Annotated in this window: 14 protein-coding genes; 4 read left to right on the top strand and 10 right to left on the bottom strand. The window is 41.0% G+C overall.

Annotated features, from left to right (window positions below; translation table 11 throughout):
• Positions 1-111 precede the first annotated feature (111 nt).
• The 6 genes from MKA69_RS06175 to MKA69_RS06150 form a co-directional block, all read right to left on the bottom strand.
• Positions 112-2,298 carry an ATP-dependent RecD-like DNA helicase gene (locus MKA69_RS06175; RefSeq protein WP_305847694.1) on the bottom strand — a complete coding sequence of 729 codons (2,187 nt, stop codon included), beginning with the start codon at positions 2,296-2,298 and terminating at the stop codon, positions 112-114.
• The gene (locus MKA69_RS06170) at positions 2,295-2,747 is read right to left on the bottom strand and encodes a hypothetical protein (protein ID WP_305847693.1); all 453 of its coding nucleotides are present in this window, start codon (positions 2,745-2,747) and stop codon (positions 2,295-2,297) included. Before MKA69_RS06170 ends, MKA69_RS06175 begins: the two co-directional genes overlap by 4 nt.
• 63 nt (positions 2,748-2,810) lie before the next feature.
• On the bottom strand, positions 2,811-3,392 hold the full coding sequence (locus tag MKA69_RS06165; protein WP_017043092.1) for a recombinase family protein: 582 nt from the start codon (positions 3,390-3,392) through the stop codon (positions 2,811-2,813).
• Between the two features lie 252 nt (positions 3,393-3,644).
• A complete protein-coding gene (locus MKA69_RS06160) occupies positions 3,645-4,064 on the bottom strand; it encodes a hypothetical protein (protein WP_051848344.1) in 420 nt (139 codons plus the stop codon).
• Positions 4,065-6,527, bottom strand: coding sequence for an S-type pyocin domain-containing protein (locus MKA69_RS06155; RefSeq protein ID WP_305848230.1), 2,463 nt, complete (start codon positions 6,525-6,527; stop codon positions 4,065-4,067).
• A gap of 185 nt (positions 6,528-6,712) precedes the next feature.
• Entirely contained in the window at positions 6,713-7,060 is a 348-nt protein-coding gene (locus MKA69_RS06150) for a transcriptional regulator (protein ID WP_305847692.1), read from the bottom strand.
• A gap of 59 nt (positions 7,061-7,119) precedes the next feature.
• On the opposite strand from MKA69_RS06150, the gene MKA69_RS06145 reads away from it, so the two are divergent.
• Positions 7,120-8,148: an IS630-like element ISVch6 family transposase gene (locus tag MKA69_RS06145; RefSeq protein WP_305847691.1), complete on the top strand. Its 1,029-nt coding sequence runs from the start codon at positions 7,120-7,122 to the stop codon at positions 8,146-8,148.
• On the opposite strand, the gene tenpIN is transcribed toward MKA69_RS06145, so the two are convergent.
• From tenpIN to MKA69_RS06125, 4 genes are all read right to left on the bottom strand, one after another.
• Positions 8,105-8,572: a type III toxin-antitoxin system TenpIN family toxin gene (tenpIN, locus tag MKA69_RS06140; RefSeq protein WP_305847690.1), complete on the bottom strand. Its 468-nt coding sequence runs from the start codon at positions 8,570-8,572 to the stop codon at positions 8,105-8,107. The genes MKA69_RS06145 and tenpIN overlap by 44 nt on opposite strands.
• Positions 8,573-9,571: 999 nt before the next feature.
• Positions 9,572-9,775 carry a hypothetical protein gene (locus MKA69_RS06135; protein ID WP_000852434.1) on the bottom strand — a complete coding sequence of 68 codons (204 nt, stop codon included), beginning with the start codon at positions 9,773-9,775 and terminating at the stop codon, positions 9,572-9,574.
• 61 nt (positions 9,776-9,836) lie between these two features.
• Entirely contained in the window at positions 9,837-11,156 is a 1,320-nt protein-coding gene (locus MKA69_RS06130) for a HipA domain-containing protein (RefSeq protein WP_305847689.1), read from the bottom strand.
• Positions 11,146-11,685: a hypothetical protein gene (locus MKA69_RS06125; protein ID WP_305847688.1), complete on the bottom strand. Its 540-nt coding sequence runs from the start codon at positions 11,683-11,685 to the stop codon at positions 11,146-11,148. The genes MKA69_RS06130 and MKA69_RS06125 overlap by 11 nt, the downstream gene beginning before the upstream one ends.
• 106 nt (positions 11,686-11,791) lie before the next feature.
• Here MKA69_RS06125 and MKA69_RS06120 point away from each other — a divergent pair, with 106 nt between their 5' ends.
• The 3 genes from MKA69_RS06120 (at position 11,792) to MKA69_RS06110 (ending at position 14,890) form a co-directional block, all read left to right on the top strand.
• Positions 11,792-12,001 carry a helix-turn-helix domain-containing protein gene (locus MKA69_RS06120; protein ID WP_001035409.1) on the top strand — a complete coding sequence of 70 codons (210 nt, stop codon included), beginning with the start codon at positions 11,792-11,794 and terminating at the stop codon, positions 11,999-12,001.
• Between the two features lie 119 nt (positions 12,002-12,120).
• The gene (locus MKA69_RS06115; RefSeq protein WP_305847687.1) at positions 12,121-13,698 is read left to right on the top strand and encodes a class I SAM-dependent DNA methyltransferase; all 1,578 of its coding nucleotides are present in this window, start codon (positions 12,121-12,123) and stop codon (positions 13,696-13,698) included.
• Entirely contained in the window at positions 13,682-14,890 is a 1,209-nt protein-coding gene (locus MKA69_RS06110; protein WP_071186918.1) for a restriction endonuclease subunit S, read from the top strand. The genes MKA69_RS06115 and MKA69_RS06110 overlap by 17 nt, the downstream gene beginning before the upstream one ends.

Here is a 14,890-nt window from a genome sequence, read left to right as displayed (position 1 = left end):
GGTCAGTACAGTAAAAAATAACATTAAAAATCAAAAACATAACCAAACTGACCCAGTTTTAAAAATCAACCTTTCTCGTACCGAATGTGTAAAAAAGTCCGCATTTGTTACTCAATTCAGCTCCATTAAAGCATTTTTCAACATTTCTGACAAAGCTGTTTTGCGTGTATCCAAAGCACTGCACTTGTTAATGCCATGCTGCAAGTCATATTCCTTACCGATGATATGTACCATACTTTCGGCTCGTGTTATGGCTGTATAAAGCCAACTTCGATCGAGCAATAAGCTTCGCTCCAGTAGTATGATTACATTCTCAGCTTGCGAGCCTTGCAACTTATGTAGCGTTAGCGCATAAGCTAGCTCTATGTATTCGAATAACTGCCAATCGACCTTTAAAGATCTTTTACTTCCATCCTCGCCAATATCCTCTAGCTCAATAACACAAGCATACTCGTCGGTTGCTTCAGCATTTGTTATCACGCCCAAAGTGCCATTTTGAACGCCATACTTATAACTCGTCAGGGTTATAACTATCGGGTCACCTTCTCTGAACTCATAACTTCCTTTAGTGATCGGCATATTTGTTAAATCAAGTACACGACCATTAGGGTTCACTTCTGCTTGTAACTTGAGGTTAGCATTTCTTACGGTGGCATTCGTCGATGCTACAATCATCGCCCTGTCGTATTTCAAATAAACCGACACAGCGTCCTGAAGTAGGTCATCACTTGATTCATGGAACGTAATATCAGACGTCGTTAAAGAAGATGGCTTATTGCCATTACGTATGTCATTCGAATACGCAGGAATAGAACTGATAGCGCCTTGTCGCTTAACCACATCTAGTTCGACATGATTGATTACCCCGCTCTTAATAACATCATGCAAAATTAACCCTGCATTGATCGGAGGTAACTGATTAGGATCTCCCACGAGTACGACCCTTGACCTGTCGGAGAACAAAGTAACCAAACGCCACATAGTGTAAGCGTCTAGCATCGACGCTTCGTCAATCAGTAAAACACTGTTATCTGGGATACTATCTTGACGTAATAATCGCGCTATCGTCATACAATTAATGCCAATAGACTGCTGAAGGCGTCTAGCTGCTTTTCCTGAAAGCGCTACTGGGTAAATACTAAAACCTAATTTTTGATAGGCATCAACGATAAGCTTCGTGGTTGTCGTTTTACCTGTGCCAGCACCTCCAGTGAGAGCGAAAATATGGCTGACTAATGCTGTCCTTACCGCTCTTGCTTGAGCTTCCTCAAGTTTCCAACCTTCAGGGATAGAAGTAGTGAACGCAACCTCTAGTTCACTTCGCCAAAGGCTTCCCATCTTGCTGAGTTTGCTGAATCGTTTCGCTATTGTTTTTTCAAAAATATAGTTGCCTGAGACGTAGTATTTGTCATCGTGTTTTACAAAACCGATGATGTCGCCAGTTAACTGTTTAGCCCTTTCAATAAGTAACTTGTCGTTATTTAAGTAGGTGCGAATCGTATGTTCTATATCACGCCAAAGTGCAACCGTATGCCCTTTGTCATTCCATAGACGCAAAGATTGTTCAATTATAGCTGCAAGCCTTATTTCATCACTTGGTTCAACTTTGAAGTGCTTTTGTGCGATCTCGTCAACCTTGCTAAATCTCATACCCAAAGAGAACAAGCGGTACGGATTCGTTTTCAAAAATCCAATTGCATCCTTACCTGACAATCTAAAAAGTTGACGTTGAATAGGTTCTTCTACCTCCCACTCAACTAACTGGCTCGCATACTTGAGATTGGTATATTTTCTAAAACCTTGATAAAGCGCATTTACCGTCCCATCACTCCTCAAAACATCCTTGATCGCTTGAAAGTTACTTATTGATTTATCATGTTTATATGGTTCATCTTTTTCGCATTCGAGCATGGTGAAAATGTCACTACGGAATTCAGCCCAGAGTAATTGTGCTTTCACCCTGCCAATACCGACAAACTCTTTCTCAGAGCTTAAAAAGTTAACGAAACCAATACCATTGTCGGGCATCACACACTTAAGTTTGGGTTGCATGAAACGCCACACGTCCACATAACCACCCACACTAACTAGCTGTTGTCGCACACTATAATTATTCTCTTTTAATATCTCCCATTGCTGCCCTACTTGCGGCTTCATATTTAGCTGGTTTTGAGTAGTTAGCAATACGATTCGGTGTGCTCCAGCGTTTTGGTTAACAAACACAGCACCTAACTGAACATTATCAGGATGATATTGATATATCTGGGTAATCCGAACCAAGAAAGTACCGTTACTCATTTCCAAAGCCCCATTTCAATGAGAACTTCTTTAAATTCAGATAGCCTAGCGACTTCGGCGGTAAGTTTTGCATTCTCAGCTTGTAACCGAGCATTGAACCGCTTTAAGTCAAGAACCTTGATGCTATCTGTTATACCCTCGTCCATATTGTCCTGGAACAATCCCCTGACTTCAGCGCTCTGTTCTTCCAGTGGCAGATTCTCTTTCCGTTTTTGATACACCCCCTCTGTTGCAAGCTCTTTCTTAAGCTCATCGAATAGTTCGAAGAGTTTTTTGTTTCTAGATGCTTTGAATGCAGACGAATCAAAACCAAGTTCATCTGCGATCTTTTTGGGACTTAAAGTATCACCATGCCAGTAATCCAGCCAATTCGGAGGGTTCTTGGCCTTCATTTCATCAACCCACGCAATGAAGAGATTTCTATTTCTTTGTCCTTTCTCTTTGCTCAACTGGTCTTCTCCTAGATTTTATTTGCACCAATTCCCAAATTCCGACATTTCAAATTAAAGACGCTATTTAAACAGACTCTCTTGTTCCAAATCTGGTGCCGCATCTAGATATCTGTTGAGCGTTGGCCTAGAAATATTGAAGTGCTTAGCCACATCAGATTTTTGTACTGAGGGATCTTGTAGCATCGATTTCGCTAGCTTAATTTGCTTATCTGTGAGTTTTTGCTTCCTGCCACCTTTTCTGCCTCGCGCTCTTGCAGCTTTAAGTCCAGCCTTGGTTCTTTCCACGATAATATCTCGCTCAAACTCAGCTATAGCTCCAATCACGTTAAACACTAGCTTCCCTGTAGATGTTGTTGTATCAATGTTTTCGGACAATGATTTAAACTGAACTCCGTTGCTCTTAAACATCTCAAGCAAAGTAATAAGATCCTTAAGGCTGCGTCCAAGCCTATCGAGTTTATAAACGACAACTATGTCATCCTGACGCAGGGAATCTAGTAATCTCGTGAGTTCAGGGCGCTCTTTGGTCTTAGCTGAAGCCTTTTCTATAAAGATTTTTTCACAGCCAGATTTGGTTAGTTCATCAATCTGATAATCACAGTTTTGATCTGTAGTGCTTACTCTCGCATATCCAATTATCATGAAACACTTCCATACGTTTATGTTACATAGTTTAGTTTACGAGTTTTGTTACAAAAAATGGAAGGATATTCATTAAAAAAAGATGAGAAAGGAGATGTAACACAAACCTTCGTTTTGTTTACGTTACAATTAGAAAGCGCCGCTCTCAAGAAAAAGGCTCTTCAAAGGGTAATAGAGCGGCACATAATGAATCAGAATGTCGTAAATGACGCAGTAATTCGATCTAGATCACCTTTTAGTGAGCCACTTGGTTTAATTCAATGAACCAAATCGAACTTCCTCAACTAAGCCAGTATCAATAGAGTAAGTCACTTCCACGTTGCCTTCGAATTTATCAAAAGGTGGAACCATTCCTAAAACAGGTAGTTTTCGCGCTTGAACTATTTCAATGGGGTTCCCAAGAATACTACGAACTTCATCAGCATCCATATGACTATTCAATGACTTGGGGAAACTCCCATCAACACTTTTCTTAAAGATAATAACTTCAAGTACCTGAGTATGCTTATTGAAGATCAATTCAGCTTTACTACTATCCGAAACGATATAGAAACTATCTAAGCTTTCATCAACAATTTCAGGCACATTCCCTCCTATAAGTGAAAGAAAGGATGCATCTTTTAATAAAGTTTGATACGTATTCCCCACAAAGTATTCATAAGAGCAATTCATTTAATACCATCCATTTTGTTTATTGAGTCTGTGTATTTCTTGACGAGCCTGCTCAAGTTCATTTTGAGAATATCCCTCAGCCTTGAGACAAGCTTCTATAGCATCAAAGTTATTATCAACAGCTTTTTCTAAGTTTTCTGCGTCCAATTGTTGCTTCTCTGTTCTATTTCTTCCGCCATAAGTTTCGCTGCATTTTTGATGGACTTGAGATGGAATTGCTATACCTACAGATGTTTTCTTTATCTCTGCAATTTGGTTTTTACTCAATTTACGACGATAGAGCATTTCTGTAGCTTTAACCAGTGCCGCAAGAGAAGGAATATGGTCAATATCCATACCATCTTTTTTACTTCTGGGCGCTAGCTCACCATAAGTTCCGACCTCCAATGGTTTTACTTTAGGTTTACTGAAAACTAAATACAGTGGAGATAACCCTGCATCAGCAGGAAAGGTGACAATATATTCAGCTAGCTCTTCTTCTGGGTAGAGAGCCGTGCCAATTTCTTGCTCATGCTCTTCAATTGGACGAACCCAGATGTTATGAACATCCAGTTGGTCATTCTCGGGTAATACGGTATCGGGGGTGAGGACATCAGTTGAACCGTCAGGTGTCCAGGTGATTGTGATGCCGTTATCCAGCTCAGCAATAAAGTGTTGACCTTGCTGCACAGCCTCACGCTTCGCCACGCGATCACCGTATGCGCTTCCTTCGCCCGTTTTAATGCCCACAATTTGCTGCTTGCCATTTTCATCGGTGTACATATTGAAACGGACACGCATCGTAGTGGTATCACTCGTAGCAAACTCAGGATTGCCATCAAGTGTCCCATCCCCAAGCTGAGAAGGCCATAATGCAGTAATCAAACCTCCGCCAACTCTGGCAAAGCTGCGTAGCGCTTCACCTGAAATGCTCCATTTCCCTAACGTAGAGGTGGTATTGGTACTGACAATCCCAAGATTAGAGCCTGCTTCACTCGCATGCAACGCCAAAAATGCCAGCTTGCCATAATCCGTTGCTTTCGATTTCGTAGACAATATTTTTAAGTTAACTACAGGGATGTCTTTTTCGACCAACCTTTCGTTACTAATTGAGACTATTGACGTATCAGCTAAACAGTGTCCTGTATAGCCATAAAATGTATTCAACGGTTGGTTAAATCGCTTAGGAGTCTCTGGTGGTATCTCATAAACGGATTCCTTTTCAATGTGTTGAGGTCGCGGCTTCTGCACATTCAGAGAATCACCTACCGATAAAGACATCGGGTCTGCGTCATATTGCGGATTAAGATCCAACAAAGCTTTCGGGGCTAGTCCATACTGGTTGGCAATCTTCGTCCACGTTTCTCGTGTTCCTGTTTCGGGATCGGTTTGAACAATATGATTAACTGGCTCTGGTTGCTTTTGTTCGGCTGGTTTCGCTGCTTCAGTTCGTTTAATTATGGGGTGTTTGGTCGCCTCAAGTAGCTGAGGGATATCTAACTTTACCCCATGCTCGTTCAACCAATCATCGGTCAAATTATCTAACTCATCACGAGTAATTTGTCTTTCTAGGTAAACGAGATACTGATTTTCGACAACTTTACCGCCAAGCTTCCAAAAGACCAGAATCGCTGTTTGATCTGTGTTGTAACCTCTTTCTGGATCAAGACGCTGATGCCTGCTTAGGGTGGCATAAAAACTCCAACGTTTATCGCCCTGTAAACGGTACTCTTGTACCAACTGGTTGTCGTGGAAGTGATAATAAAAGCCTTCGGTAGGGAACCCCAATCGTTCACCCAACTGCACTGTAGGTGTCACGGGAATAAACCCTTCATTAGCAACTTGTGCGCCGATATTCCTGACTTTGACGGAATGTGTAGGAGAAATTCCCATAGGACGAGAAGCAACTTGAGCGACAAGTCGTTTAGGCTCATCAAATGCTGTCTGTATAGTGTAGCGGGTGCCATGTTCTGTCTTTGTTTCAGTCCATCGCCCTAGCTCCACTTCATTCTCTGTTTTGGTCAAAATAAAGTGGCAATTACCCGCTTTACGTACCGAATCTTGAGAGCACGCAATTTCAAAGCTGTATTCATACTTTAACTTAGGTGGTTCATCTGAGTAATCTGGTCTCGGAGGCTCTGGAATATATGTTGGCATCGGCAACGGAGGATGTAAGCTTTTACTTCGACTGTAGCCAGCGCTACTTCCACTCATTCGAGTTCTAGCAAGCAATGCGTTTTGAGCAGCAGGCTCAAGGTTATCTGTAGCTTGAGAGTTCAAAGCCCACGTTCTGGCTTCGCCCATAGTACCTGACTCAGAGATCAGCATCGGTGTTGAAGGTGAGTCCGTCAGTAAAACAAGGTGTCCTTGCTTTAGCTGCTCCATGAAAGCTTTAAACCCCATTCCTGATGGAATTGCCGTCTTCAACTCGCTTTCATTGAGTTCATTAAAGCCACCTTCAACCTGTCCAAACTCATAAGCCATTAACTCTGTAATACGAACTGTTCTGTAACTCACCAATATCACCTAAGCTCAAGTGCATTATTGCTTTGTGGTTATGTTAACCAAGCAACAATATTTATCGCACTGTTTCATAAGGAAAATAGTTGAACTAGAATCACATTAATCTGTAATAAACGCTATATCGTGTGAAAATAAGCTAACAATTATCAACCTATAGTAATCTCGAAAGTCGTAAACAACGCTATTGGTCGAGATTCCACTCCCCTCACATCCAGGCAAGCAAAGCCCTTAGATGAAAGAGCAGCGAAAGTATCAGTAACATCCTTGATACTGCGCCCACTCATTTCAGCAAGTTCATCAAGACTGTTTGGCTTTTCGCGAGCAATCAAATTCAACAGTTCAACATTTTCGTTAGACAACAGTTGTGAAAGCGCAGCCAGTGACTCAAACAAAAATTTTGGGTGAGGTTCTTCAGACGTCACTTTTCCTTCTGCAATGCGAATCATGCGCTTACGAGCAAGCTCTTCTGATAGAATGCCGATTTTTGCTTTCATATACCAGTGATCATTGAAGATGCTTGATTTCTCATAAAATCAGGATCATGCTACGCTCCATGAAAATAACACTGACTCCCCAACAGAAACTACAACTCGAAGAGATGCACGATTCCACTCGTGATGGTCGAGTACGTGACCGCATCAAAGCGGTCTTACTTGCGTCTGAAGGTTGGAGTCAGGCGATGATTTCTCAAGCTCTTCGCATTCACGAATCGACTGTTGCACGTCACCTCAGCGACTACGTGCTTTCTGAAAAACTCAAGCCTGAAAATGGTGGAAGCCAAAGTAAGCTTTCTGCTACCCAAACCATGCATCTAATCGAGCATTTGACTGAAAAAACTTATTTCCATACCCATCAAATCGTTGCTTACGTCGAGGCTGAATTCGCCGTTCGCTACACAGTTGCAGGCATGAATAAGTGGTTACATCACCACGGTTTTTCATACAAAAAGCCCAAAGGTGTACCGCACAAGCTAAAACCTGAAGAGCAGCAAGCATTTATCGTGTATTACAACGAGGTGCTTAAGTCCAATGATGCGCCAGTGCTTTTCATGGATGCTGTTCATCCGACTCAATCAACAAAGCTCAGCTATGGCTGGATCCGTAAGGGGCAGGATAAGCTTATTGAAACGACAGGTAGTCGTACTCGAGTGAATTTAATCGGTGCTCTACCCCAGAAAGAGATTAGCGACACGATCACCGATACTTATGAGACGATAGATAGCGAGAGTATTGTTCGCTTCTTTTGGAAGCTCAAGAAAGAGTGTTATCCACTAGAGCAAACCGTGCATATTGTGCTTGATGGCGCAGCCTATCATCGGTCAGAAATGGTGAAGAATGCGGCAAAAGTGCTCAATATAGAGCTTCATTACTTGCCACCATACAGTCCAAACTTAAATCCGATAGAGCGGCTTTGGAAATTAATGAATGAGCATGTGAGGAACAATGTCTATTTTCCCTCCAAAGCAGCATTCACCTCTGCTATCAAAAAGTTTTTTGATGTGACGCTAGCAGAAGTTGCAGGCTCACTCGCATCCAGAATTACGGACAATTTTCAGATATTGAAACCTGCATCTTCAAGTTGAACGGGTATATATTGGCATCGTTGCGCTTTACTGCATCAATATATTTTTCAACATACTTCTGAAATTGACTGGTTATATGTTCTTCTTTGCCGATGAGTTTTTTACCAGACTTCTTATTTCGTAAGACAAATACATCATCAGTAACATGGCTATCATCTCTGATTAAGAGTGCCTTTGAGTAATCCAGCCCGATGCCTTTGATGGTTCGATCTTGGCGGTTCACCTCTAAGATATATGAGGTATTGTGCTTGATATATGATCTTACAGGAATGGCGAATGTTAATCCGTTAATGGTGATTTTAACAATGCCATGACCTCTGGTTTTACTGCTATTCCATGTGCCTAACTGACTATCAAAATCCAAATCTTGTTCTACTTTGGGGTTGTCTACATAGAAAGATTGATCTAATTTTTTTAGTTCCATATCCGATCCCATCTACAAAAAAACCCTGACTTGAGTCAGGGTTTTTTTGTAGATAATACAAGGAATTTAGGTTTTTTACGTGGGGATGTTCCTACCGCCACAATCTACACTTATGCTTTAGTACTCGTAGCCACTGCTGTCAAGCACTTTTAAGCCATATCTATCAGAGAGTTACTTTGATCAAATAGTCGTCGTATAACCCAACCAACTGATATGAATACTATACCAATATTTGATGTAGCCCAAGCTTTCTTTCACATCATTGTGATAAATGATTTTTTCTATAGAAACTGCGCCTTTTGCTATACCTAATCTCATAGCTGGCGTTTTTCCATCTTTCTCCTAAGGACAAAGTTGTAAAATAATCTATACAAATCAGCAAGTTTAATATACATGTCGGTCTTATATGGACTGTATCCATACCATACCCTCCTGCTATTAGTGCCACTGGAAAATGGTCGTTCAAACACGCTTACTCTACGTCTAGCCTGCATGAAGAATCTATCAATACCATGCAGGCTGGCATTGGAAACCAATGCTGCCAACCTTATATCATCGGATTTGAGAATAATGGCTGTGCAGCGAAGTTACTGCAAAAAGGGTTCTTGCAGAAATTGACCTGATGCCACCACTTGGTGCAGGGAGTATTAAAGTGTCTGAGAAAGATTTTTTACTCACAAAAAAGCCCCCATATACAACCATAACATACTGTATATATACCCTTCCTACTTAAAGCTGCAGCGGTGTTGGATGCATTCGTTCACCCCAATCACATAGCTTTATCTATGCTCATGGGGATTCACTCATTTGCCGCCCACCTGCAACTTCAAGTTGTTTGGGTATACCATCCTCACTCCTAATAGTCGCCATCTAAATCGAACTGAATAATCACCGACGATCACATCTAGTTCTTTTTTCATTTATTGAGAAGGAGCAATCAACAGAAGTGGTTCTTACACGAAGTTTCTGTTAGACCACGGATCTTTTCTTTTTCGCGCTTCATTGCTGGATACTCCCATTTTTTATTGACGCAATCACTTTTAATAAATCGGCCGTGATTGCTGAACATTTGTCATTCATAAAAAACGTTACTTCATCTCCAAATTTCATCGTTACGATACCGCTTTTATCGACACTTAACAGCGCGAAAGACTGCTTCAAGTCGAGAGTCGTGTTACTTCCATTGGTCGTGGTTTCAGCCATATTTCCCCTCACTGCTAACGAGTATGTTTACAACACGGGCAACCATTGTTACCCCAGATGTTTACTTAATTGTTCTGTTTAACTTTTCAACGACTTCAGTGGCATGTTGAAATATTGCATCCTTTACCAACGCAAACTCCTGTCCAGGGAATCTTTTGTCTATAGAACTCAGTGCGCTACTAAATTGAGCGAGAAAGGCATAGACGATTTCATGGCATTCAGCATTGCTGATACCAAACTGACTCGCTGTCTGCTCTATATGCCGTAAGCAAATCTTGCTGATATGGTATTTGTATCCTCGTGATGCTTGCAGTCCCATTGCTAGTTTTAGCTTGCGCTTATTTAAGCCCCTATTACCGACAGCGGGGTAAGCTGATAGCAAATCGTAGAAAGGTGTTAGTTGATAGTGCCCGCCAGGATCAATATGCACGGAAAAATTCTTGAGATGACCGTCTGTAGCACCAAGAAGGCACTGTAAAATCATGAACTTAAAAAAGTTATGATTGTTCGTCTTGCTTTGCGCAGAGAGACTTAAAACATCAACAATTTTGGAGACACCGAGGTTGTTCTCCGATTGATATTTTTGATGTTCAGGTACACCCAAAATCTGGCAGAAATCTTCTTGGTGTCTACGAGTCACAACTCCATCACCAAAACATCGGTCGAACCGTTTTACTGCAAGGGCTTTAGCTCCTGATTCTGCGGTTATTATCTCAATGTCGGGGACTTTAAAACCAAGTTCCTTCGCTATTTGCGTACAGATGAATTCATTCTCAATGCTGCTACTCATATCTAGCACGGAGTTACTTTGGGTAATCACATCCATCGGATACTTAACTATGTGACTACTGAACGCGGTTCCCTGTGGGACATACCACCTTCCATTTGTTTTCATCAGCGTGGTTTTTCTTTGTGTACCAGATACACATGGCCTGTAGTCACCAAAACATGGAAGAAATGACTTACGCTGGGTAACGAGTTCATTTAATTCACTTGCCGAGATCTCTCGATATTTCCACCCTATATTTGGCGGCTCCCTACTCTCAGTAAATGAAATGCCGCCCGTGCAATCGTGACCAACTTTTGAGAGTAAGGTGAATACATCGTTGGATTGCACTCCCATTGAGTGAGCAAGGCTTAATCGTTCTTCCATTAAATCAGGAAGAATATTATTCATGAAATTCAATATATTAAATGATGAATTTTCTCCCATTCTTAACGGTAGGCTCAACGAGATCGGAAAGGATGAATGATATGCTAACCATTGTTCAGAATATGAAAATGACAAGTTGTTCTTCGATCGTTGAACAAACTGCCCCACGAGCATGTTGTTATTTGTGGCATGTGCGTAAAGTATAGGATTGTGCAAACTAACTCCCACTTTCTTCTAGTTGGGCTGTGTTCTTGTAGAGGTTAATTGCATTTTCTACTGCCAGCATTTCGGCTTTGATATCCAATCTGCGATTGTCATGTTCTGAGATGTATTGTTCTATGCATGGCCTAAGCTCGGAGTATTGCGCACACAACCGATTGAAATGCTTCCATGCCCTTTGATGAAGAGAATTGGACTCTGACAGCTCTGACTGTTTATCTTGCAAAATCGCCAAGAGACTTTCTTTTTTGAGGGAAAGGTAATTGGAATCCTCACTGTAATTATCGTAATCAACAACCTCCCAATCGGTATGGTTGAACATAAACCCTTTGGAAAACTTCTCATCGCCGCGTTTATCGAAGCCGCATGAGAGGATTGCGCCGATAAGCGACATTTCCTTCAATTTTTTTTCGACGTATTCATCTGATAAGTATTCTTTCTCATCACAGTCTATTGGAAAGGACTTTAAGTCATTGGCAGAGAAATGTTCATTGTAATAAATGGCGAGAAATAACTCTTTTCTGATCTTTACCTTCATGTGTTCAAAAAATGGCCTTTATTGATGATTTTGAGGATTATAATCCGTGGAGTTATATGCCGCAACTGTGCAATTGTTCAACAAATTAATTTCATAAATAAAAAACATGAACAAGAAGCTTGCAGCACTGGTGGGCAAACGCATTGCAAAAATGAGGAAATCCAAAGGGTTAACTCAAGATAAACTCGCGTTGTTCGCAGAGATAGATAGAAGTTATGTAGGACGCATTGAGCGCGGTGAAGTCAATATCACGATTGAGAAGTTGTATGAAATTGCGGAGACTTTGGGCTGTGATGCTAAGGAGCTTCTCCCCTAAAACACGGTTAATTTTCATCAACCACGACAAACAATGTACATCTACTAGGCAGCACGCTAGGAGTATGTTGCATATTACGGTAAAATTTCCCCACTAAATATCGCATGGCAAACAAGAACATGGCTAAGAAACCAGCAGAAAAGAAAAACGAAAAATCATTTGAAGAAACACTCTGGGATGCAGCCAACAAACTACGTGGTAGTGTTGAATCATCCGAATACAAACACATCGTTTTAAGCCTGATATTCCTCAAGTTCATCAGCGATACCTTTGAGAAACAGCGTCAAAAGCTAATTGATGCAGGGCTAGAAAAACACATTGATATGGTTCCAGCTTACACCAAGGACAATGTGTTTTATCTACCTGAAGAGAGCCGTTGGAGCTTTATTCAGAAAAACGCTAAACAAGAAGATATTTCCCTAAAGATTGATACCGCTTTAAGTACCATCGAAAAAACCAACAAAGCACTACAAGGCGCATTGCCTGACAATTACTTCTCCCGTCTTGGTTTGGATGTCAGTAAGCTAGCTGCATTGATTGATGTCATTAACAACATCGATACCTTAGCGAATCCACACGAAGATGTGGTGGGTCGAGTCTACGAATATTTCTTGTCTAAATTTGCGATTGCAGAGGGTAAGGGTAAAGGCGAGTTCTACACACCAAAGAGCATCGTTAACCTAATCGCGGAATTGATTGAGCCATACAAAGGTAAAATCTATGACCCTTGTTGTGGTTCGGGCGGTATGTTTGTTCAGTCAATGAAGTTCATTGAGAACCACAAAGGCAACAAGAAAGACATTTCTGTGTATGGTCAAGAGTATACAGGTGCAACCTACAAACTAGCGAAAATGAACCTCGCTATTCGTGGTATCTCAGCCAACCTTGGCGCAGCCGCCAAAGATACCTTTGCCAATGATCAGCACGAAACCCTGAAAGCTGATTTTATTATGGCAAACCCACCATTTAACCAAAAAGATTGGCGAGCTTCCGATGAGCTGGTTGATGATCACCGCTGGGACGGCTACGAAACACCACCAATCAGTAATGCCAACTATGCTTGGATTTTGCATATGGTTTCAAAGTTATCTGAAAATGGCATCGCTGGATTTGTTCTTTCTAATGGAGCACTTTCAGGTGGAGCGACTGAGAGGGCTATAAGAGCAAAATTAGTAGAAAATAACTTGGTAGAAGCCATCATTATATTGCCAGGTAGTATGTTCTACACGACTGATATCAGCGTATCCATATGGATAATTAATAAAAACAAAAGAGCGCATACAGTTGCTCACGAAGATGTGACTAAGAACTACAGAGATCGTGAAGAAGAAGTTCTGTTTATGGATCTACGTCAACGTGGCGAACCGTTTGAGAAGAAGTTCATTCAGTTCTCTGAGCAAGATATTACAGACTTTGCTAATACACTTCACACTTGGCAGCAAGTAGGGGCTGAGAGCGATTACTCTGACATCCCCGAATACTGCTATTCGGCTAAAAAAGCTGAAATTGCCGCCAAGGACTACTCTCTTGTTCCTAGTAAATACATTCATTTTTTCAATAGAGACGAGAACATCGATTTTGATGAAAAAATGACGGAGCTTCAATCTGATATGACTGAGCTTTTAGTTAAGGAATCAGAATCTAAACTTGAGTTGTTAAACGTATTTAAAGAGTTAGGTTATGAAATCAAATTATAAGAAGCTTGGTGACTACATAGTCCAAAAAGGCTTACCTAACAAAGAGTTAAAATATAATAATTTACTGGGCATAAACAACGCTAAGTACTTTGTAAAAGCTAAGACAAACTTAAATGGTATCGACCTGTCCAAATATAGGATTGTGGAGAAAAACCAGTTTGCTTTTAATCGAGCCACGACACGAAATGGAGATAAGATCTCTATAGCGCTTAGGGATGGTGATACGTGTATTGTATCTCCGTCATACCGAATTTTTGAGGTCAAGGATGCGAATAAACTAGATCCTCAGTACTTAATGATGTGGTTTAGACGACCTGAGTTTGACCGTTATGCACGTTTTAAGAGTCACGGCAGCGCTCACGAATTTTTTGATTATGATGAGATGTGTGAAGTTGAGCTACCAGTCCCATCTATCGAAAAGCAGCGTGAAATTGTACGTGAATACAATGTGGTGAATGACCGTATTGTACTTAACGAACAACTAACCAAAAAGCTAGAAGACACCGCTAAAGCTATTTATAAAGAATGGTTTGTGGATTTTTCTCTACCTGATGAATCAATCGTCTTGGCTGAAACAAAAAACCTAGACTTTCCAAAAATACCAGAAGGTTGGGAGATCAAGCGTATTGATGAGTTGGCAAACAAAATAGGTAGCGGTTCAACACCAAGAGGTGGTAAAGGAGCATATAATTCCCAAGGTATTTCTCTTATCCGTAGTATGAATGTACACGACTATCAGTTTGTATTCGAAGACCTTGCATTTATTGATGATGCTCAAGCTAAAAAGTTGGCGAATGTAGAAATTGAATCTAGAGATGTGCTTATCAATATTACGGGGGTTTCTGTTGCACGCTGTTGCGTTGTGCCAGATTCAGTTCTACCCGCCAGAGTAAACCAACACGTGATGATAATTCGACCAAACCTAGAGATGTCCTATTACTTGCAGTGTAGCTTAGCTAGTTCGAACTATAAGTCTAGATTGTTAGGGACCAGTGAAGGTGCTTCTACTCGACAAGCTCTTACGAAGGCAGATATTGAAGAGTTCTTGGTTTTAGTTCCATCTGAAGGTGTGCTTGCCAAGTTTGAGGCTATCGCTGAAGTAATCTTTTCAAATATTGAAGCCCTAGCTCAAACTTCGCAAAAACTGAAAGAGCTTAGATCAATTATTTTAAGTAAATTAGCAACGAGTTGA

Source organism: Vibrio sp. AH4 (assembly GCF_030710545.1).
Lineage (GTDB): Bacteria > Pseudomonadota > Gammaproteobacteria > Enterobacterales > Vibrionaceae > Vibrio > Vibrio metoecus.
This window is presented reverse-complemented; position numbering and strand designations above follow the sequence as displayed.